At 66.6% G+C, this 19,871-nt stretch carries 15 protein-coding genes and 3 pseudogenes; 7 read left to right on the forward strand and 11 right to left on the reverse strand.

From position 1 onward, the window contains the following. Positions 1–2: 2 nt before the first annotated feature. The 3 genes from PUR26_RS01555 to PUR26_RS01565 all read right to left on the reverse strand — a co-directional run bounded on the left by PUR26_RS01555 (position 3) and on the right by PUR26_RS01565 (position 1,746). The gene (locus PUR26_RS01555; RefSeq protein WP_329868405.1) at positions 3–749 is read right to left on the reverse strand and encodes an ATP-binding cassette domain-containing protein; all 747 of its coding nucleotides are present in this window, start codon (positions 747–749) and stop codon (positions 3–5) included. 107 nt (positions 750–856) lie between these two features. Further along, on the reverse strand, positions 857–1,252 hold the full coding sequence (locus PUR26_RS01560) for a hypothetical protein (protein ID WP_329868407.1): 396 nt from the start codon (positions 1,250–1,252) through the stop codon (positions 857–859). Positions 1,253–1,536: 284 nt separating this feature from the next. After that, complete coding sequence (locus PUR26_RS01565) at positions 1,537–1,746, reverse strand: hypothetical protein (protein ID WP_329868408.1); 210 nt, start codon at positions 1,744–1,746, stop codon at positions 1,537–1,539. Between the two features lie 775 nt (positions 1,747–2,521). Here PUR26_RS01565 and PUR26_RS01570 point away from each other — a divergent pair. Both PUR26_RS01570 and PUR26_RS01575 read left to right on the forward strand, forming a co-directional pair. Beyond that, the gene (locus PUR26_RS01570; RefSeq protein WP_329868410.1) at positions 2,522–3,106 is read left to right on the forward strand and encodes a DinB family protein; all 585 of its coding nucleotides are present in this window, start codon (positions 2,522–2,524) and stop codon (positions 3,104–3,106) included. A gap of 1,270 nt (positions 3,107–4,376) precedes the next feature. Beyond that, positions 4,377–5,066: a hypothetical protein gene (locus PUR26_RS01575; RefSeq protein ID WP_329868411.1), complete on the forward strand. Its 690-nt coding sequence runs from the start codon at positions 4,377–4,379 to the stop codon at positions 5,064–5,066. 44 nt (positions 5,067–5,110) lie between these two features. Here PUR26_RS01575 and PUR26_RS01580 read toward each other — a convergent pair whose 3' ends face one another. Then, positions 5,111–5,548 carry a hypothetical protein gene (locus PUR26_RS01580; protein WP_329868413.1) on the reverse strand — a complete coding sequence of 146 codons (438 nt, stop codon included), beginning with the start codon at positions 5,546–5,548 and terminating at the stop codon, positions 5,111–5,113. Between the two features lie 82 nt (positions 5,549–5,630). On the opposite strand from PUR26_RS01580, the gene PUR26_RS01585 reads away from it, so the two are divergent. Further along, on the forward strand, positions 5,631–5,933 hold the full coding sequence (locus PUR26_RS01585; RefSeq protein ID WP_329868458.1) for a hypothetical protein: 303 nt from the start codon (positions 5,631–5,633) through the stop codon (positions 5,931–5,933). A 155-nt stretch (positions 5,934–6,088) separates the two neighbouring features. Here the strand turns inward: PUR26_RS01585 and PUR26_RS01595 are convergent. The 3 genes and pseudogenes from PUR26_RS01595 to PUR26_RS01605 all read right to left on the reverse strand — a co-directional run. Further along, positions 6,089–6,949, reverse strand: a pseudogene (locus PUR26_RS01595) (IS5 family transposase). 555 nt (positions 6,950–7,504) lie between these two features. Further along, entirely contained in the window at positions 7,505–7,657 is a 153-nt protein-coding gene (locus PUR26_RS01600; protein WP_329868415.1) for a hypothetical protein, read from the reverse strand. A gap of 40 nt (positions 7,658–7,697) precedes the next feature. Then, positions 7,698–8,207: pseudogene (locus tag PUR26_RS01605) on the reverse strand (IS5 family transposase); the annotation flags it as partial. Between the two features lie 1,091 nt (positions 8,208–9,298). Between PUR26_RS01605 and PUR26_RS01610 the strand changes: the two are divergent. Next, positions 9,299–10,000, forward strand: coding sequence for a hypothetical protein (locus tag PUR26_RS01610; protein ID WP_329868417.1), 702 nt, complete (start codon positions 9,299–9,301; stop codon positions 9,998–10,000). Between the two features lie 83 nt (positions 10,001–10,083). On the opposite strand, the gene PUR26_RS01615 is transcribed toward PUR26_RS01610, so the two are convergent. Continuing rightward, positions 10,084–11,643 carry an FG-GAP-like repeat-containing protein gene (locus PUR26_RS01615; protein WP_329868419.1) on the reverse strand — a complete coding sequence of 520 codons (1,560 nt, stop codon included), beginning with the start codon at positions 11,641–11,643 and terminating at the stop codon, positions 10,084–10,086. 23 nt (positions 11,644–11,666) lie between these two features. Continuing rightward, complete coding sequence (locus PUR26_RS01620; protein WP_329868421.1) at positions 11,667–13,619, reverse strand: FG-GAP-like repeat-containing protein; 1,953 nt, start codon at positions 13,617–13,619, stop codon at positions 11,667–11,669. A 552-nt stretch (positions 13,620–14,171) separates the two neighbouring features. Between PUR26_RS01620 and PUR26_RS01625 the strand changes: the two genes are divergently transcribed. Next, positions 14,172–18,140, forward strand: coding sequence for a polymorphic toxin-type HINT domain-containing protein (locus PUR26_RS01625; protein WP_329868423.1), 3,969 nt, complete (start codon positions 14,172–14,174; stop codon positions 18,138–18,140). Between the two features lie 57 nt (positions 18,141–18,197). On the opposite strand, the gene PUR26_RS01630 is transcribed toward PUR26_RS01625, so the two are convergent. Further along, positions 18,198–18,332, reverse strand: a complete 135-nt coding sequence (locus tag PUR26_RS01630; protein WP_329868426.1) for a hypothetical protein — start codon at positions 18,330–18,332, stop codon at positions 18,198–18,200. 325 nt (positions 18,333–18,657) lie between these two features. Here PUR26_RS01630 and PUR26_RS34550 point away from each other — a divergent pair. After that, a pseudogene (locus PUR26_RS34550) lies at positions 18,658–18,876 on the forward strand (transposase); the annotation flags it as partial. Between the two features lie 95 nt (positions 18,877–18,971). Here the strand turns inward: PUR26_RS34550 and PUR26_RS01640 are convergent. Then, complete coding sequence (locus PUR26_RS01640) at positions 18,972–19,241, reverse strand: helix-turn-helix domain-containing protein (protein WP_443076932.1); 270 nt, start codon at positions 19,239–19,241, stop codon at positions 18,972–18,974. Between the two features lie 182 nt (positions 19,242–19,423). On the opposite strand from PUR26_RS01640, the gene PUR26_RS01645 reads away from it, so the two are divergent. Next, positions 19,424–19,822, forward strand: a complete 399-nt coding sequence (locus PUR26_RS01645) for a restriction endonuclease (protein WP_329868428.1) — start codon at positions 19,424–19,426, stop codon at positions 19,820–19,822. Positions 19,823–19,871: the final 49 nt, after the last annotated feature.

The following is a 19,871-nucleotide window of genomic DNA, read 5'->3' on the forward strand; positions in this document are numbered from 1 at the left end:
CGTTACGCCTCCCCGTGGACAAGGTGCGCGTACGCTGCCTCGGCCCGCTCGCGGGACCGGTCAGGGCCGGTGCCGGCCAGGGCGTAGAAGTCGTCGGGCGGTCCCTGGAACCGTACGGTCCCACGGTCCAGGACGATGACGTGGGAGTAGGAGTCGGCCAGGTCTTCGGTCTGGTGGGTGGAGACGATCACCTGGACATCGCCGTGCAGGGTTTCCAGCAGGTCCCGGAAGACCCGGCGCTGCGTGGGGTCGAGCCCGGCGGTCGGCTCATCCATCAGAATGACCTCGCTGCGGTGCGCGAGCGCACCAGCCAGCCCCATCCGCCGCTTCTGCCCCCCGGACAGCTGATGACTGCGCCGGCCGGCGAGCTCACTCATCCTCACCCGCGCCAGTGCCCCGGCGGACGCCTCCCAGGCGGCCGAGCGCGACATCCCCTTCAGCCATCCCGCATAGGCGACTTGCTCGCGGACGGTGAGCCCCGGGATGGCCACCACCTCCTGCGGCAACCAGGCCACAGCCCGTACATAAGCCGACCTGGCACGCCGACTTGCCGGCGCGCTGCCCCTCCAGGTGATGCTGCCCCTTTCAGGACGTAAATGGGTCGCCGCCAGAGCCATCAGCGTCGACTTGCCCGCCCCGTTGGGCCCGAGGAGGACAGTCGCGGCATCGTCGATGGCCAGGTCGAGGCCCGAGAACACGGGCGCCTTACGGTTGTAGCGGAAAGCTACCTTGCTGAAGTGCAGTGTCATGGAGGAGAACTCAATCCGCCTGGTATTTCGGACGCATTTCGGTCTGACAGTTGACGTGGCAGGGCGCCCAGGCAAGGTACACCTGGGCGCCCCTAGGCGGTGTCTGCCTACCACTTGATCCTTATGCTCTTGACTGTCATGACGCTGCCGCTGAGGAAGCCGTCAAGCTCGAAGTAGTAGTCACCCTGGGCTTCTTTTCCCCAGAGAGAGGTGCCGCAGTAGTTGGTTCGAGTTCCCCGGTCCACGTCCGGGGACAGGGGAACATCCCTCCACACCTTGAGAGTCGCGTAGCTGAAGCCCGCGTCGGTGTAGCAGTCCGCAAATGTGAGGGCGGTCGTGGTGTTGTCCCGATCATTGTCGTGCCACCGGCTGGACTCCGTACCCCGCGTCCAGCCGGAGAAATTAGTGTCCCGGTAGTTTTCGGCATGAGCCGGTAGGGCCCCGAGACCCAGCAGAACGGTTGCCCCGACCGCGATAGCTGTGGCCCGGCGAGCATTGCTCATGCTATGAGTGGCGGGCTTATGTGCAGTGCGCATGTTTCCCCTGTATCGAATCTCTCATTGCACGACAGGTCAGTGCGAAGCCCGCCCCCTGAGCCACATCTGATGAACCATTGATTCTACACAGCAAGATGATGCGCTAGTGCCAATTCAGCCAACACGCGCCGATGGCTGATAGCAGGCGAATGCGCAAGCGGCAGAATGGCAGGATCGGGCCCTCCTGGTCCTGAAATCCGATGGAAGATGAGTCAACCGAGCAGAGCCCCTGCCGGAGGCCACCGCATCACCTAACGCTGCGTCAGCGGCGACATGGCGGAATCCCTCCCCTGAGGCTCGTTGCCTCCGGATGCCCAGGCGACGACCTGGGCGGGCAGGTCCCCGGCCTGTTCGGTGAGGTAAAAGGTGATCTCGCATCCGCGGTCCTGGAGTTCCTCGGCGATCTCCCGGATTGTGCGGGCCAGAGGTGTGCGGCCCCCGGACGTGGTGTTCATGGTCATCGGATGGCCTCCTCCGTGGTCATGACACGTTATCGGACCATCTGCCGTGGGCGGCAGCAAGAATGAATTCGGGCCCGAAACCGATGAAGATGCCTTCGACGTCACCGGAAGGCAGAGCGTCGAAAGTCCGGGCGAGGACGTCGAGGATGGCAGATCCCCCCAAATTCCCGCATTCGCGCAAACTGTCCCAGGAATGGCGCAGGTCGCCGGTTCCGGGTCGAGCCCGAGTGCGACGGCAGCGTCGGAGAGGACACGCGGCCCGCCGGGGTGGACGACGGCGAACCGCACGAGCCTGCCGTCGAGCCATTTGGTGACTTCGGGAAGGCATGCGTTGAGGGCCCGCGATGCCGCGGCCGTGGAGTCGAAGGCAAGGCGGCCACGCTCGTCAATAACTCGACTGTGACTCAATTCAGTTGTCCGTTCTCAAGGCGATTGAAGGTGCCTGGGGGCCCGCCCCATCAGCAGATCCATCTGCTTCTGACTCAGGCCCGGGGCCCGTCGGCCAGGCCCGCGGTCACGCCTGGAAAATCCGACAGCGGATTCTGGATCGGTGGCCGCGCGCCGCTCCTGGAACAGGGCTTTGAGGGGCATGTTGTGGTCACCGGGGCGCCAGATGCATGGACTGAACCTTGGAGGTTGTGTCACGTACCAAGTTCCGCGAGCTTCCTGGAGCAGGTCAGGGCGGCGGCCATGGCCAGGCCCCGGCTCTACCAGTCGTTGCGGGCCACGTACGGGATCTTGAGACCATGAGCGGCCCATGGCAGGCTCATACCGCATGATCGACGAATTCGCCAAAGACAACCTGCACGGGAGACTGCGGCGGGACCGCAAGGCGCTGCTCTGGAAAATCGACGGCTTGTCCGAATATGACGCCCGCCGACCTTTGACGGCGACCGGGCCCAACCCCCTCGGCCTGGTCAAACACCTGGCCACCGTCGAGGCCAGGTATTTCGGCGAGGACTTCGACCGCCCTTCCCCGGAACCGCTGCCCCGGTGGCAGGACTCCAAGGGCAGCGATCTGTGGGCGACCGAGGACGAGACCCGCGATCAGATCATCGGGTTGTACCGGCGCACCTGGGAACACTCGGACGCGACGATCAACGAGCTTCCTCTCGACGCCCCCGGCCACGTGCCGTGGTGGCCGGAGCCTTGTCCCAACACGAACCTGTTCGCCGTCATGGTCCATGTCCTCGGCGAGTCCATCCGGCATGCCGGGCACGTCGATATCCTGCGCGAGGGCCTCGACGGCCGGACCGGGGTGCGCGCCGAACACGAGAATCAGATCGACGAGGAAGCCCGTGCAGCCTACTGCGCGAAGATCGAGCAGGCCGCCAGGTCGGCCGCACCAGTCAAGGCTTAGCGGTTGTCTCACGTGACGTGATGTTCGTGCGGCATGCGGCCGGTCGTAAGTGCTGATCCATCGAAGCGTCTGGTCACTGATGAACTCCACGTGCTGGCCGCCCGTTGCTGCCGTCGTCGTCCGCTGTTCGTGCGCAAGGTGGTGGGACCGCTCCGTGTGACGAGCGGGCCGTGTTCACGGCAGTGGTGTACGCACCGACCAGCGACTGTGCCCGGCGGCATCTGCCCCGCCGGCGTTCGGCACGTCGCCCGTGACCGTGCATTGCCGCTCACGGTACGGACCGAGGCCGGCCTGTGGCGTCGGCTGTACCGGGCAGTGCTGGACGAAACCGGGCCCGGGGCGGGGTGGACTGGACCTCGTTGATCGTCGAGCGGGCCTCCGTTCGCGCCGAAAGCGGGGATTGCCGACTGGGTCGACCCCGGCCGGTCGCGGCAAGAAGGGCAGCGAGCTGCAGGTGCTGTCCGATGCCCAGGACATCGCTCGCCGTCGCCGTGTCCGGCGCGAACGTGCACGACAACCTCGCCCTCAAACCGCTCATCCACCGGCATACCCGCCGTCCGGTCCCGCCCGGGGACCACGGCGGCGTCGACCCGTCAAACTCCACGGGACAAGGCGCACTTCCCCGCCGAACACCTGGCCTGGCTGCGCGAGCGCGGGCCCGTCGCGCGCATCGCGCGGCCCGGCACCGAGTCCGGCGAACGCCTCGGTCGGCGCCGCTGGAAGATCGAACGATCGATCGCACGGCTCTTCGGCTCCCCCCGCCTCACCGTCCGATACGAACGAAAGGGATCGCACTTCCTCGCCGTCCTCGGCCTGGCCGCCGCACTGACCTGCTACAAAAAGCTCGCGAAACGTGCCACGTGAGACACCCTCTTCACCCTGACCGGTCAAAGGCAGGCTGGGCGAGGCCCCCACTATTACCTGCAACACCGGTACCTGGAAAGCTCTGATCGCTATGCGTAGCGTGAGGCTCACTGAGTCACACGGCCCCCTCGTGCTGGCTTTCGGGAAAGCAGTGTCCTGGTATCCGTTCACCTCCGCCTGGGGGTGTCCGCGGATCGCCAGCCCTCTGCCGGACAGCAACTGTGGTGCCTGCCCCTTCTCTGTGGGCAGGCACCATCCGGCATCGGCAGACCAATACTTCATCCATTGGGCGTGCGGGTTCACTGCAGCACTAAAGAATCAACCGCCACTAGGTCAATGTGCCCTACTGCCCTCGATGGTGTGGAGGAGCTTTGGGGTTTTGAGCCCTGCCCGAGTGAGGACTCTCGTGCACGACGTGACCGGTTTGAGCGTAGCTCTCCGCTCGGGCTACGGCGTGACCGCACTGGATTGGTCGTCCTACGGTGAGTGGATATCACACACTGCCAGCCGGAAGGCGTACGTCCGGTCGGGCGTGCAACAGCTCAGTACCGGCTCGCTCAAGCTCCTCGTCGAAGACCTGCTACTTCTTGATCACTCAGTGCTGTCCGATGCGGAGATCGGCTCGCTGTGGCAGTCGATTGACCCCTACGTCAGTGAAAGCCCCGCGCCTGAGGGTCGCGACGATTCATGGCTCGCGTACTATTTGGACACCACTTTGCCTGTGATCGGCGCACGCGGAATCCCGGAGTCCGAGTGGGCGGCGATAATTGCGTGTGCGCAGGAACGGGACGACGAAACTCAAAGCGGCCGGCATCGGTCCGCAGTGACGGCGCACCGTATGCTCACGGGGGACGTATTGAACCTCATAGTGCGCCTGGATTGGTATGGACGCTCGGCGATCCATCCGCATGCTGTGAAGACGGCGTTGGTGAGGTGCACACAGGCAGTCTGCAGTGAGCTGGCTTTCCGTTTCGTTCTGCGTGCGTACCCAGCCTCCGGCGGTGTTGTCTCCCGCAAGCTGTTTCAGCGTATGCGTAGGCCAGCAGGTGCTTCGGGCACGGCCCCCAGCTGGTCGAAGCAGCCGGGTTGGCAGTGATATAGCTCAGCCCGCCGGCTCAGTGGCGGCGAGCCCGGGCATGGCTACCTTCGGTGCGGGCATACTGCGGCCCACCAAGAGGGCCAGGGATTGCACCGCCGATGCTGCATATCCGGCTGGTCGGTACCCATTCCACGGACAGGCCGAGGCCGGTGCGGGGCACGGCTCGCCTCATCGAGCGGTCCGTTCTTCCAGTCCTCCTTGCCGACCGCCCAGCCGAGCAGGGCGGTCAGGACCTTCTCCTGGGAGATGGTTCGCGTCTGACAGCGCTGGACCGCTACGCTGTCGCGAAATTCGAGGTGGTAGGTGTTGTCGTCACGAAGCAGCACCTGGACGTACCGGCCGCCCTCCATGTCCTCCTCCACGCGCTCCAGGACCAGATGCGCGTCGCAGCGTCGGAGTGAGCTGGCCAGCATCCTGCCTATCGCCGGCTTCGAGGGCTTCTTCACCACGCGCCCCGCCTCACCCGTTGCGATCAACATGGCGTCATCCTCCAACACGGCTCTGAGACACCCCCCGTGAGCACGTAGAGGACTTCGTCATCATGGACTGGTGACGACATGGATGCGCTGCCACTGGGACGAAGAAGACATCTGGTTCTACTTCGAGGTCGACACCGAAGGCTGGGTGACCCGGCAGATCGAGCTACAGGGGCCTGCGCTGACGCCGATCGCAGCAGCCTCTCCCGACGAATGGCAGCAAGCCCACGACGCAGGCCGCCTCGACGAGTACGACAACAGGTTCGGGATCACAGCAGAACTACCCGCCTCAGAGTGGGCAGGCCACGACCCCCAGGAGCTGACCTCCGAGGAATTCGAGGAGGTCTGGGCCTCCGCCCGTCGGCGGATCGCAGCCCGGCCGTCATGACTTCTGAACCGGGCGGAAGAGAAGCCACCCGTCCTGAGAGCTGTTCGCCGCGATCGCCTATGTCCTGGTCGGCGGGTACGCCTGGCGGGCGTCGCCACCGTGCTTGAGGATCTCGCAGTCGACGGCCCACCACCGGCTCCTGATCCGGTGAAGAGTTAGTGGGTTTCGTTTGAATCATCGGGCGGACCAGAGAGGATGCCGGCGAGGTGAAGTCCTGTCGGGTAGATGGTTGCGGTCTTTCCGTAGCCGGGTGGCGATGTCTCGCTTCTGCTTCAGGCGGTTGATGCGCCGTTCGACGGTGTTGCGCTGTTTGTAGGTCTCGTGGTCGAAGGCTGATGGCCCGGCCCGGCTGCCCTGTCGCGGCCGGTGGCTGCGCTGGTCCGCCGGGACGGGGATCACGGTGCGGATGCCGCGTCTGCGCAGGTGCTCGCGGATCACGCGGGACGAATACGCCTTGTCGGCCAGGACCACATCCAATCTGGTGCGCGGCCGGCCACGTCGTCGGGGAACGCGCAGGCGGGCCATGACGGCGGTGAAGGCAGGAGCATCACCGGCCTGTCCGGCGGTGAGTACGAACGCCAGAGGCCGGCAGCGGGCATCGGCAGCGAGGTGGATCTTGGTGGTCGGTCCGCCGCGCGACCGGCCGATGGCGTGGTCGGCCGGTCCGTCGGCCGGGGCCCCCTTGTGCGGGCCCCGGCCGCGTGCTGGTGAGCCCGCACGACCGTGGAGTCCACCGACACGGCCCAGGTCAGGTCCTCGCCGGCGCCGGCCTGGGCCACCAGCACGGTGAAAACCCGTCCCCAAGTGCCGTCGATCGCCCACATCCGCAGCCGGTTGCAGACGCCTCGCCAGCTGCCGTACTTCCCGGGCAGATGGACCCACTGTGTCCCGGTCTGGAACTCGAAGGCAACCGCGTCGATCACCTCCCGGTGATCCCTCCAGCGACCACCCCGCTTCGGCGACCGGTCCAGGAGCAAGGACTCGATCCACGCCCACCGCACATCTGCCAACGGCACACCCGGACCAACGACCGGCTGATCCAAACCAAACTGCCTAGGAGCACGGTATTGGGCCAGAGAGCGCGCGCTGTTGCGCGCCAGTGGGCCGTCCAGGTGATCACGTGGTTTCGCCGTGGTCGGCCCGCTGACGTCCCCGTTGCGGCCGCTCTGTCCATGCCCTGTGGCTGGAGTGAAGGAGTAAGGGCGGGCGGGGTGGGCGGTACGGCCGCAGCCGGGGAATGGGGCGCCGGAACCGATTGCGCGTCGGGCGGTGCCCGCCGCGGCTGGGCCGAGGATCTGCACCACTACCAGACCGCATGGACCGCCTCCTGGCCGCCTTCGCAACGGATTGCGAGTCAGAGTGACGATGGGGCCAGCCGTCCGCTTCGTTTTCGAGCCGGTCGGCGTGGTCTGAACCGGGGTGGTCGACGCCGGCCACCACAGGGTTGTCGTAGTCGAACTCCGCCTTGCCGAAGGATTCGCTGGTGATGGTTGGGAGTCGTTGTCGGCGATGATGCAACGTTCCGAGGCTGTTTCCGGGCCGCGCACCCTTCTTGGCTGAGTGCTGGGGGCTCACCGGTCCAGGGCGGTGATCTGCACGATGTACACGCGCTCGCGACGGACGACGATCTGGTAGGAGATCATGCCGCCGGGAAGCGTGAGGGTGGCACCTTTAGGGTCGAGACCTTGGTGGTCCCTCGCGTGGAGGTAGGCGACCTCACACATGCGTACCAGCTCGTTCGCCTTCTTCTCGACCTCCCGCAGGAAAGCGGCCGGTGCCGTCCTGGCTGCTTGTTTGGTGACCGGCCACCATCGGCTTCAGCTCTTCGCTGTCGTGGACGTTCGCGGTGGAGACGCCGACGACCAGGGGCAGTCCGTTCGCGTCCGACAGGATGTGCATTTTGGTGCCCGGCTTGCCCCGATCCACGGGGCTCGGGCCGGTATAATCACCCCTTTTCGCCCTAACGTGGGCGGAATCGAGGAGGACGCCGGAGACATCGATCAGGCCCGCCTTGTCGAGCCGGTGCAGGACGGCCTCGTGCAGACGGCCCCACACGCCGGCTCTGGACCAGATCAGAAACCGACGATGGGCAGTGGACTTGGATATCCCGAAACAGGGTGGCAGGGAACGCCAGGAGCAGCCGCTGACCAGCACGTAGATGATCGCCGCGAACAGCGGCTCATCAGGCGTGTCCTGCGTGCCGCCGCCCTGCGGCCGCACTTTCGACTGTGGGATCAGCAGCTTGGCGATCTCCCACAGCCCGTCCGGAACAATCCAACTCCACGTATCCCGCCCCGTACATGGCTCAACGAGCCCTCACCACATAGGACACCGTCTAAGCCCGGGCGCCAAGGACGTGTGACATTCGGCCCGAGCAGCGCGTGAGCCGATGCCGATGCCACGATCAGTCACGCGCGCTGTTGTGTTGAGCGTGGACCTCAGCACGCTTTGTCGGCTGGCTCCAGCATCAAGGCAGTCGCGCTGAAGCGCTTTCCAGGAAGGACGGCGCCCGTCCAGCGGGTATCGCTTTCGTGCGAACGCTGGTCCAGCGTGACCGATGCTCCGGTGCGGCTAACGCTTTCGGCGAGCCTCGCGCTTCTCGCGTCGAGGTTGCAGGGATGGGATTTCCAGGGCGTGAGGCTACTGCCGATCTAGTCGTCATGTCCTTGTCGCAAGCGTCGCGATGCGTCTGTTGTGCTCGGCGTTCGGGGTTTCTTTTCGCCATCTCCAGTTTTGCCGACGTGTGCGTGTGCGCGCACGGGGGGGAGAGAGAGCAGCGTCTCGAATGCTGAGAGTCGCACGCGACGGGAATCTCCCGCCTGACTGGGATGACTGGGCGTCCGCAGGGATTCTGCATCACTTCATCAGCGTTTGGCTCAGGGTTTTCGCAAGTCAGGCCGCCGGAACCATCGCCGGTGGCGGCCGGACGACCGGTACTGTCCTCCGGGGTGCCGATGGCGCTTGGACACTGTCGCCCGAGGGACACTTGGGAGCCAATACATCCGGCCTCCATTCAGGGCTGATGAGCCGGTTCCTGCCTGATGGCCAAAAACATGAAACGCGGGATCCATTTCCCTGCCCCTGGCCGATCGCCGGTTGCTGTGGATCGTATGATTGTGGGCGGGGAGCAGCCAATTCTCACGGTGTTCTAGGGAACCGGAGATAGGTGCGGGGGTGACGTGTGCCTTTGCCATGAGGAGTTGAGGCGCCGCGTCGCGGTTGGTGTTCTCTACGCGGGGCGAGTCGACTGCATTTGCCGACCAGGGGGACGGGGCGTGTGTGCTGACAGGCTGGACAGGTGGTTCTGGGGGGCGCAGGTTCTGCGTTCACGCGCGTGGCGGGGCGTGGCTGAGCGGGGTGGCGTGATGGAAGGCATCGTCTGTTCCGTACCGGGGGGACTTTCCTCGACTTTGGGGGCTGCTGCGTTGCAGTGGTCCGTCGGCGACGAGGGTCAGTGGCTTGAGGTGGAGCGTGGCTGGGAGGCGAGCTTGGCGTTGTTGATCGCGGAGCGCGATGCTTCCTCCTTGCAGCTGCTTATCGATGATGTGCTGTTGTTGCGCGGGTCGGTGCTGAGCGATGGGGAGCTTGATGTCCTGTGGCGTGTGATCAGTGCGGGCTCGTTGCATGTCCCGGAGGCCTGGGGCCGTGGGCAGGGTTGGTTGGATGCTGTGCTGACGGGCGCGGTGACGCTGGTCGCGGGGCCGGGTGCGGATGCAGGGACGTGGTCGGTGAGGCGGTGCGCGCAGGCCAGGGGTAGCGCACATGCCTCCGCCCACGGGAACAGGGCGATCAGACGCCATCGCTTGCTGACGGGTGAGGTATTAAACCTGGTCGGGGGTCTTGAGGACCCGCTCGATGAGGTGGTTCCGCTGGCTGTGGTGCGGTCGGTGCTCGTCCGGATGGCCCAGGCGGTCTGTAGTGAGCTGGCGTTCCGCTTTCTCCTCCGCTGTCATCTGCTGCTCAGCGCGCCGCTGTCTCGTGGCACGTACCAGCGGGCGCGCAGGGTCAGCCAGGGCTTCGGCCACTGTGTCGGCGTGGTGGAGTCCATGAGGCTGATCGTGGTCTGAAACGGTTTGCGGGGACCGCCCCTTCGGGCGGTCCCCCCGTGCGTTGCCATCCACGATGCTGGGCGGCGGCGCCGTATCTGCCCTTACTGCGCGGAGTGCCAGTTCTTGTCGCTCAGCAGGCGCCCGTACTCCTGCCAGTTCCCGTTGTCATAGAGCTGCGCCGTGGTGGCGCCCTCTGCGGTGGTGAGGTGGTCGGCGTGGAAGTCGCCGCTGATATCGGCGAGGTCCACCTGAGCACCGTCTGTGGTGGGGGCCGCAGAAGCGATGTCGGCGCCTTTCCAGCCCCCGTGACCGTCGCCGCCCTGGTTGAGGAAGACACGGACGGCACCGTTGCCGGTGAGCAGGATGTAGTCGGCGCGGCCGTCCGCGTCGACATCGCTAAGCCGTACCTGGTCGCGGTCCTTGGTCAGGCCGGATGCGACCTGCCCGCGGGTGGACCAGCCCCCACGGCCGTCACCGCCGCGGTTGAGGAAGACCCGGACGGCGCCGTTGTCGGCGATGACGGTGTAGTCGGTGCGGCCGTCACCGTCGAAGTCGGTGAACCGTACCTGCTCCGGCTTGTCCGTCACGCCGAGGGCCACCTGCCCGATACTGCGCCAGCCGCCGTGGTTGTCGCCGCCCTGGTTCAGGTAGACCGTCACCGCGCCGGAGGCGGAGAGGGTGATGTAGTCGGCCCTTCCGTCGCCGTCGAAGTCCGCAAGACGCGCCCGGGCACGGTCCTTCACGACACCGAGCGCGATCTGGCCGAGATCGTGCCAGCCCCCACGCCCTTCCCCGCCTCGGTTGGCCAAGGCCCGGACGGAGCCGTTGTCGCCGATGGCCGCGTAGTCGGCACGGCCGTCGCCGTCAAGGTCGGCCCAGCGCACCCGGTGGGTCCCCCCCGCCTCGAAGCCGGCCCGGCGGGCACCGAGAGACACGGCGAGACCGTCGGCAGCTGCGGCGTCGAGAGCCTGGTGGAACCGCTCCCCGATCAGCTGGTAGCCCTGGTCGTTCGGGTGCAGGTCATCGGCCATCTCCGCCGCCCCCAGAGGGGGTGCCTCAACGAAGACGGCCTTGCCACCCTGCTCACGCGTCGCAACCACTGCCGCCTTGACCCGCTGGTTGAACGCCGCCACCGGTTCGGCCAGGTGCGGGGTGGTGGCGATGAGGCCCTGGACGATGACGGTGACACCCGGCCGCAGGGTCTGCAACTGGCCGATGAGGACCGTCATACGGTCGGCGGCGTGTTCTTTGTCGCCGCTGCGCTCGAGGTCGTTGATCCCGAGGTGGAGCAGAATGACGTCGGGCTGGGCGGCGGTGACCCAGGTGTCGGCCTTGAGGCTGATGTCGTCGATGAAGGCGCCGTTGTGGCCTTCGTGGTCGGGGTCGGGGATGGTGCCGCTGGTGGTCGTGCCGACCAGGTCGATGCGGTAGCGGTCCTGCCCGGCCGCGGCCTGTATGAGCGGAAGCCGGTAGCCGGCTCCTGTGGTGCTCTTGTACCCGGCAGTGATCGAGTCGCCGAGCGGCATGACGCGCAGCACGGGCGGTGGGGTATCGGCGGGGGTGGGGGCGGCGGTCGCGTGGGGGGCGGCGGCTAAGACGCCGGCCAGCCCCAGCAGGGCTGCAAGGCCGAGGAGGCCATGCAGCCTTGGGAGTGCATTCATCGAGAACGTCGTGTGCTTTCTGATCAGGCGCCGTTGGCGATCTGTCCGTAGTTGACCCAGCCGGGCTGGGCCTTGTCGTCGCCGCCGTTGTTGAGGTAGGCGCTGACGGGGCCGTTGACGGTCAGGTAGTCGGCGCGGCCGTCAGCGCTGAGGTCGGTGAAGTGCACGAGGTTCTGGCTGGATGTCACACCGCCGGTGACCTTGGCCCGCTTGACCCAACCGTCCCCGGTGTCACCGCCGTGGTTGGTGTACACGGTGACCGACCCGTCGGCGTTGATGATGGTGTAGTCCACCCGCTGGTCGCCGTCGAAGTCGGCCCAGCGGATACGGCTGCGGTCGGCGGTCACACCGGCCGCGACCCTGCCCATATCGCTCCAGCCGCCGGCTGCGTTGGTGTTGCGGTACACCTCCACCGCGCCCGTGGTCTGGGTGACGATGTAGTCGGTCTTCAGGTCCCCGTCGAAATCGGCGAACCGCACCTGGTCAGGATTGGCGATCACGCCGGTCGCCACCTGGCCCAGAGTGCTCCAGCCGCCGCGGCCGTCACCGCCCTTGTTGAGATACACGCTCACCGCACCGGTGGCGGACAGGGTGATGTAGTCGGCCCGGCCGTCGCCGTCGAAGTCGGCGAACCGTACCCGCGTACGGTCACTTGCCACGCCTGCGGCCACCTGCCCGAGGTCCTGCCAGCCGCCGTGGCCGTCACCCCCCTTGTTCAGATGGACGCGGAGGGCGCCGCTGTCGGCCACAGTGAGGTAATCCGCTTTGCCGTCGCCGTCGAAGTCCGCGAACCGCACCCGCCCGCTGCCACCGGCCTCGTTCGCCGCCGAACGACGCGAACCGACCTGCTGCACCCAGCCGGTCAGATCGTCCACACGCACGCTGTACGCGCCGCTCCGCTCGGCTTCGCCGCTGTCCAGGCAGCCCTTCTGCCAGGCGCGACTGGTCACGGCGACCAGCGCGGCCTTGCCGTCCGCTTCCCGCAGCGCGGGCCCGCCGGAATCGCCCTTGCAGACGGTCGCCTGCGTGGGATCCTTCGGGACGATGTCGAATCCGGTCGCGGCCGTGGCACCGACGGTAGCCGCGGCAGCGTGAACACTGCTCGGCGCCCAGGCAGTCGCCGTGCGGCCGAAGCCCGCGACCGTCAGTGCTTCCCCCGCCAGCGGCGCTTGCGCGGCAACAGCGGCCGGGGCGAGGGTGAAGACCGGCTGCTCCAGGCGGGCCAGCACCAGGTCCCGGTCCTCACGCGGCACAAGCTCCACCACCTTCGCGGTGTGCACGCCCGCGCTCTGCAGATCGGCGCGCCCGACCGTGAACGTGGTCTTGCTCTTCGGCGCACCTGCGGCCACCGCGTTGCTCTGCGCCGGGTCGTCGGCGAAGCAGCTCTTGGCCGTGGCCACCCACCGCGCCTCGACGAGCGTGGCCGTGCACGAACGGGTACTGCCGATGTTCAGCTTGCCGATGAAGGCACGCGCGGGATCAGCGGCCTCACCTCCAGGCACCTGAGCCGAACTGCCGGTCACTGCAAGATCGAGAAGGACTGCAGGCTTGGGGTCGGACGCGTGGGCCTCTCCGAAAACCTGGGCGCTGTCCTTGACGACCTGGAGCGTCTGGGTCTTGCCGTCGATGGAGATCTCGGCACGAACGTCACGGCCGACCGTCTCAATGCGGTACGCCTCCGGGATTCTCACCGACAAAAAGCCAGTGTTACCGGCTTCAAAGCAGATTCTGTTGCCCTCGGACTTGACAGTTCTTGCCCACACCGCGATCTGGTGCTCCGCGTAGCACGAGGTGTGAACAATGTTGCCGTCGCCAGCGATGAGCTCGGCGCCGGTCGCTTCGGAGACCACACTCTTGTACGGATAGGCGCCGTCCTCGATCGCGTAGGGAGCGCCAGCGATCGCGGGGGCTTCTTCCGCCGCCGTTGCCACGGGCACAGGCGTGCTCACGGCGGCAGCGGTCAGTACGGTGGCCACGGGCAGCCATTTACGTATGCGCACAGGTTTCGCTTTCACGAATGAGCCTCCCCCTTGGTCACAGCAGGGGAGGCAGAGGTACCGGAATGACACCTCCGCCACGCTGCGGAAGGTCTTGGGTGCCTGGGGGCCGCCGAGCAGGATAGCCCCCTTACCTGAGGTGGCAGCGAGTCAAATAAGTCAAATATCAGGCCAGTTCGCGATCACATAAAGAATGCGTAACGTCGTCGGCGAACCGCACAACCATGCGCCCATTGCCAGTATCTGATTGCGCGTACAAGCAGCGCCGTACAGGGCCTGGCCCGAAGGCAATGCCTCCCTCCGGCTTGGGGATGCCGTGACAAAGGAGGGGAGCAAACCTTGACGCGTGTGTGCGGGGAGGCAATGGCGCCACCCCAGCCACCTACTTGCGAGGCCGGCCCTGCCGCACAGAGCGCTGCGCACGAAGACCAATGAGGGGACAACTCCGTGCTTCGCACACGAAGCCGGCAGGACCAGGCATGGCGAAGGAACGGCTCGGCAGCCCGTAGGGCCGGCCGCTGCCTGCTTCCGTTGACCTTGGTCGCCGGACTGGTATCCGCGGCGCCCGCCGCGGCCGACGATCCAGGCACGCAACCGCCACTGTCCGCCCGTGAACGCGTTCTTGAGCAGTGGAAGACCGGCGGGCCAGCCGTGAAGTCCGCCGCGGGTTCGGCCCTGACCGGCAACGACGAACAGGTCCGCCAGTATCTGGCCGACGGCCAGGCCATCGCTGAGGATCTCGACCGCCGGGAGGCCGCGCTCAAGCTGGTCGCCGACGCAGGCCCCGCGCTCAGGGAAGCCGCCCAGAAGGCCATGAACGGCACGGCGCAGGACCTTGCCGCCTTCATGAAGGACGGCTGGAAGGAGCCTCTCGCAGAGGACCAGCGAGTAGAAGCCGCCCGGATCAGCGGCTCAGGGGGCAGCGGCCTGCGCGGAGCGGGCGACGTGGCCATGCGCGGCTCGATCGACGACATCCGTGCTTTCCTCGCCGAAGGCCAGTATGTGAAGCGTGACGAAGACGCCCGCGTCCGCGTCGCCCAGATCGAGGGTGCTGGAGGCCCCGCCACCAAGCGTGCCGCGGCCGATGCCCTGAAGGGGTCCATCGAAGACGTCCGTGAGTTCCTCACCTTCGGCCAGCACATCGCTCGCGCCCAGGATCAGGAGCACGCCACCGTCGCCCAGTTGGCGCAGCAGACCAAAGACGCCGGCATCGCGGCGGAGAAGGCGAAGAAGAGCGCGCAGGAAGAGGCCAAGAAGGCCCAGACCGCCGCTGGTCTGGCCAAACAGGAAACCGCGAAGGCGGCCGAGGCAACCAAGGCCGCCCAGAACGATGCGACCGTGGCCGCCGACGCGGCTCGCCGAGCGGCTGAATCCAGCCGTCGCGCAGCCGACGCCGCCCTCTCCGCCATCTCCTCCGCACGCGCCGCCAACGCCGCCGCGCAGACCGCCGCGATCTCCGCGCACAACGCCTCCACCGCGGCCCTGTACGCCTCCCAGGCAGCGACTCAGGCATGGAGGGCAGCCGCCTCCGGCAGAGTCAATGAGAAGGCTGCTGCCGACGCCGTCAAGGCGGCCGAGCACGCCGAGCAGATCGCCGACTCCGCGGACGCGATGCTGCGCACGCTCAACGAGGCCAACACTGCCCTGAAGGACGCGCTCGAGGCGATCAACGACATGAACGAGGCCGCCGACAGCGCAGAGGCGGCCGGAAGCTGGGCCAATAAGGCGGGTGTGCACGCCTCCGACGCCCAAGCGGCAGCCGACTCAGCCCGTCGGCACGCCGCTGAGGCCAAGCGCGCCTCCAGCGCCGCCCAAGCCCACGCGAACGCAGCCGCCACCGCTGCCCGCCAGGCGCGAGATGCCGCACGCTCCTCCGCGGCGAATGCCCGCAAGGCGGCCGAAGCCGCCCGCAAGGCGGCCGACCACGCGGGTGATGCCCAACAGGCAGCCGACCGGGCCAAGACCAACGCCGACGAGGCGCTCAAGTCCGCTCAGACGGCGAGCAACGCAGTCACGCAGGCACAAGGCATAGAAGCCACTGCCCGTAAGCGTGAGGACGAGGAGCGCACCGCCCGCACCAAGACCCTCACCAATCAGGCCAGAGACGCCAAGGACGCTCACCACGCGGCTCATGCCGAAGTAACGCGTCTTCTCCAGGAAGCGGGCAAGCTGGACGCCGAATTCACCAAGCTCGCCGAACAGGCCGCACAGCCTGGCGCGGATCCGGCACAGCTCGCCGCCACCGGCCGCAAGATGGCCTTGACCGCCATGAAGGTCCGCGGCCCCTGGAGCCGCACCGCCGCCGAAACCGCCCTCATCGGCGACGACGCCGCCGTCATCGACTACGCCCGCACCGGCTGGAAGACGGCCGAGGAACAGGACGAGCGGGAGAAGGTCAACCGCCTCGCACAGGACTCGCCCATCGAGGAGGTACGCACCGCGGCGACCGAGGCCCTGAAGGGCGAGGTCACACAAGTCCACACCTTCCTCACCACCGGCCAGTACGCCGCAGCAGCGCCGGACAACCGCGTCCAGGTCGCCCGCATTTCCGGCGTTGGTGGGGCCGGTGTCAAGGAGGCCGCACGCAAGGCGCTCCATGACCCCGACCCGAAGGCCCTCGACGACTTCCTGACCACCACCCAGCACGAGGCCCGCCTCGCGGACTACCGTGTCCAAGCAGCCGCCCTCTCTCACTGCCCCGACCCCGCCCCGGAAGACCCCGAAAAGGAATGCACAAGGACTGAACTCAACCACGCAGCAGACGTAGCACTGGCCAGCCCCGACACACACCTGCGCACCTTCATCGAATCCGGCCAGTACCGCGCCAAACGCCGGGACGAACTGAACGCGGCCCATATCACTCAGGTCAAGGGCATCGTCGCGGCTGCTAGCGAAACCGCAGCACGCGCCCACCAGGATGCCTACGAAGCAGCCAGAACAGCAGCCATCGCTCAAGGCCACGCCGACGACGCCGACGGCCACGCAACCAAAGCGGCGACGTATGCCAAGCAGGCAGACGACTGGGCCCGGCAAGCCATCGCATCAGCCGATGATGCCCGCAAATCATCCGACGCCGCAGCGGCCTCAGCCACCCGAGCACGCGACGCCGAAGCCGCAGCGACTCGCAGCGCACGGCGCGCCGACAACTCGGCTGTCTCCGCTCAGGCCAGCGCCGACGCGGCTGCCGGCTACGCCCAGAGCGCGTACGAAGCCGCCCGTGCAGCCCGTCAGTCAGCCATCAACGCCGGCATGAGTGCCCACGAGGCCCAGGGCGCATACCACGCAGCAGTCAAGCGCTACATGTACGACCAGTACGTCAAGGAAACGCAGGAACGCCTCCGTGAGGAGGCGGCTCAGAACAAGCTGAAGATCGTCAAGGGCTATCTCGGCTTGATCGGCGTACCCGGCCTCGGGGAGGACCTCCCCATAGGTACACAGCTCGATATCGTGCATGTCGGCCTCGACATCGCCGGCATGTTCCCCGTTGCGGGAGAAGCCTTCGACGGAGCCAACTGTGTTCTGTACGCCGGCGAAGGCGTCTGGGACTTCTTCTCCCCCACGGGCCGCGAGGGCATGTGGATGGACGCGGGATTCGCCTGCCTGTCCATGGCACCGATCGCCGGCTGGGCCACCACTCCAGTCAAGTGGGAGAGGTACGCGCAGAAGTTCGGGCCTCAGGCCAAGGAGCTCTTCGAGAAGCTGAACAACTTGTACAGGAGGAAGCCGTCCTGCCCGACGAAGGACAGCTTCCCTGCTGGGACGCGTGTCCTGATGGGGGGTGGCACTAGCCAGCCCATCGAGCAGGTGAAGATCGGTGACTTCGTACAGGCGACCGATCCACTCACTGGCACCTCCGGCCCAAGGCGTGTGGAGAGGACGATCTACACACCGGACGACCGGGAATTCACCAGCCTTACTCTGGACCGGGCTGCCGGTGGCGGTGTGGTGACAGCCACTGACCACCACCCCTTCTGGTCGGTAAGGGCACAGAGGTGGACGTATGCGGCGGACCTGAAGGAGGGTGACCTCCTGCGCTCACCTTCCGGCCACAACGCCAGTGTTGCCCAGGTACGACGCTGGAAGACACTGCAGCCTGCGTTCAACCTGACCATCGACAGCCTGCACACGTACTATGTGCTGGCAGGCGAGACACCGTTACTCGTTCACAATGCAAACTGTGTTGATGCGATGCTCGATGATGCCTCTGAGGCGTACGTGCGGGATAGGCATATGCCCGGAGGGCGTCAGGTCGCTTCTGACAAGAGCGTCTTCAATGCAGACGTGGACCTGGACGACCTGGTGGATAAGGCAAATCGATGCAGGTGTCACGGTCCGAATGTGAACGGGAACTTTGAGCGCGACGTCAATGCGGGTACCGTGATCGGTCGTCTATCGGACGATGCTGGCGGGCTGCCCACGACGTGGTATCGAGTCGTCCAAGACAAGTACGGCGGCGTGATCACAATGCACCCTATTCCGAAGCCGGCAGTGCCTAGGTGATTGTTCGTTGGTCGACACGATCTTCGCGGGTCGACCCCACGAAACAGAGTGGGAGTTCTAATGGGCCTTGCGGTCTATATCGAAGATCAGAATCATCAGCGGGTGCATGCAGGCAGGGATGCTGGGACTCACCTCGAAGCGATCTTGCCGCACCTTGACGCTGATGCCCTTCTGGCGGGAGTTCATCTTCATGGTGACACAATGTTCAACTCCCCTCAGTTAATGCGAGTAATGAGTGAGCTCGACCTCTTGATTGAGCGAAATTTCGACGCAAAGAGTGATGCGGTGGAATTCAAGTCACTTCTAGACGGAGTGGTCAGGCGTAGAGGATACCTATGGATCTCCGGTGATTGACTTGACTCGATTCCTGCAAGCCATCCCGTTCGCCAGTGCCACACTCGCAAAGGGTGAGTGGTCAGGTGCGTGCAGGACCACTATTCCCCGTCGACAGGGACTTAAAGGTGATCAAATCCGAGGTGGTGTCTTCAAATGATCATTGCTGGTGAATCATGGTGTCGTGATACGCCGCCATGAACTGTCCGATGCCGAGCGGGAGTTCGTCCGGCCGTTGCTGCCCGTGTCGTTGCGGGGGCGGAAGCGGCTGGACGACCGCAGGGTCCTGAACGGGATCGTGTGGAAGTTCCGGACCGGTGTCGCTTGGCGGGACGTGCTCGAGCGTTATGGTCCGTGGGCCACGCTGCATACGCGCTTTTGCAGGTGGGTGGCGGACGGGACGTTCGACCGGATGCTGCGGGCCGCCCAGGGGAAAGCGGACGCGGCGGGCGACATCGAGTGGCTGGTGTCCGTCGACTCCACGGTGGTACGGGCCCATCAGCATGCGGCGGGGGCCCGCAGGGCGGCCGCGATGATCCGGTCCGCGTCCAAGGCCGCGTCCAGCCACGGCACCAACGCCACGTCGCCGCCGAGCGCCGGCAGTCGCCGCCGCAGCTCCAGCAGCGCCCCGGCCCGCATGTTTGCCAGCGGACGCCGCCCGGACTCCCAGCCCTGAAGCGTCTCGACGTCCACGCCCAGGGCCTCCGCCAGGGCGGCCTGCGTGGACGGGATCGATTCGCGGACCAGGCGCAGCACGAACCCACTCACCGCGCCTGCTGATGTTCGCCTGGGCCTGCCCATACCGGCCTGCTCCCCGGTCGCCCTGCGCACCGAAACCCGTACTCACGGTCAGTCCCACCGCATCCCGCCCGCCCCTACCGTCGGGATGCGGTCGACGTCCGACGAACGAGACCGCTCCGCCCGCGACCACACGACCCGGCGAGGCACCGATGAGCAGCACCCACCTGGTCCTCCACGACCCCGAAGGACGCCTCGACGCGGAACTCCCCCTCGACCGGGAGCTTCACAAGGCTCTGGTCAAAGCCGTCCTCGGATGGACCAGCAACCCCGCCCTGCCGCCTGCGGACCTGGAGCAGATCGCCCTGCTGCTCACTGGCACCGCCCGCACCGTCGCCGCCGACGTCCGCCGCGCCGCCGACCTGCTGCTCGAAGACCACGCCGCCAGCGCCCTGGCCGACGTCGTCCTCGAGGAAGCCGACCGCCGCCTGTCCGTCCCGCTGGAGGGCACCGCGCGCTGCGCGCAGGGCCGCGCCCGCCTCGTACGTGCTCTGTACGAGCGCCTGGACCGCCTCGCCGGCGTCGCACCCCAGGCCGTCAGGGTCCTCTGAGGCCGCCGCGCACCCGGGCGCGACCACCGATCCCCGGGTGCGCGGTGCC

Source organism: Streptomyces sp. SP18CS02 (assembly GCF_036322365.1).
GTDB lineage: Bacteria > Actinomycetota > Actinomycetes > Streptomycetales > Streptomycetaceae > Streptomyces.

Coding starts and splice junctions, on each gene's coding strand:
- PUR26_RS01565 (WP_329868408.1), bottom strand. CDS start 1,746: ATGACCATGAACACCACGTCCGGGGGCCGCACACCTCTGGCCCGCACA.
- PUR26_RS01555 (WP_329868405.1), bottom strand. CDS start 749: ATGACACTGCACTTCAGCAAGGTAGCTTTCCGCTACAACCGTAAGGCG.
- PUR26_RS01570 (WP_329868410.1), top strand. CDS start 2,522: ATGATCGACGAATTCGCCAAAGACAACCTGCACGGGAGACTGCGGCGG.
- PUR26_RS01580 (WP_329868413.1), bottom strand. CDS start 5,548: ATGTTGATCGCAACGGGTGAGGCGGGGCGCGTGGTGAAGAAGCCCTCG.
- PUR26_RS01585 (WP_329868458.1), top strand. CDS start 5,631: ATGCGCTGCCACTGGGACGAAGAAGACATCTGGTTCTACTTCGAGGTC.
- PUR26_RS01610 (WP_329868417.1), top strand. CDS start 9,299: ATGGAAGGCATCGTCTGTTCCGTACCGGGGGGACTTTCCTCGACTTTG.
- PUR26_RS01630 (WP_329868426.1), bottom strand. CDS start 18,332: ATGAAGATGAACTCCCGCCAGAAGGGCATCAGCGTCAAGGTGCGGCAA.
- PUR26_RS01615 (WP_329868419.1), bottom strand. CDS start 11,643: ATGAATGCACTCCCAAGGCTGCATGGCCTCCTCGGCCTTGCAGCCCTG.
- PUR26_RS01645 (WP_329868428.1), top strand. CDS start 19,424: ATGAGCAGCACCCACCTGGTCCTCCACGACCCCGAAGGACGCCTCGAC.
- PUR26_RS01560 (WP_329868407.1), bottom strand. CDS start 1,252: ATGAGCAATGCTCGCCGGGCCACAGCTATCGCGGTCGGGGCAACCGTT.
- PUR26_RS01600 (WP_329868415.1), bottom strand. CDS start 7,657: ATGTGTGAGGTCGCCTACCTCCACGCGAGGGACCACCAAGGTCTCGAC.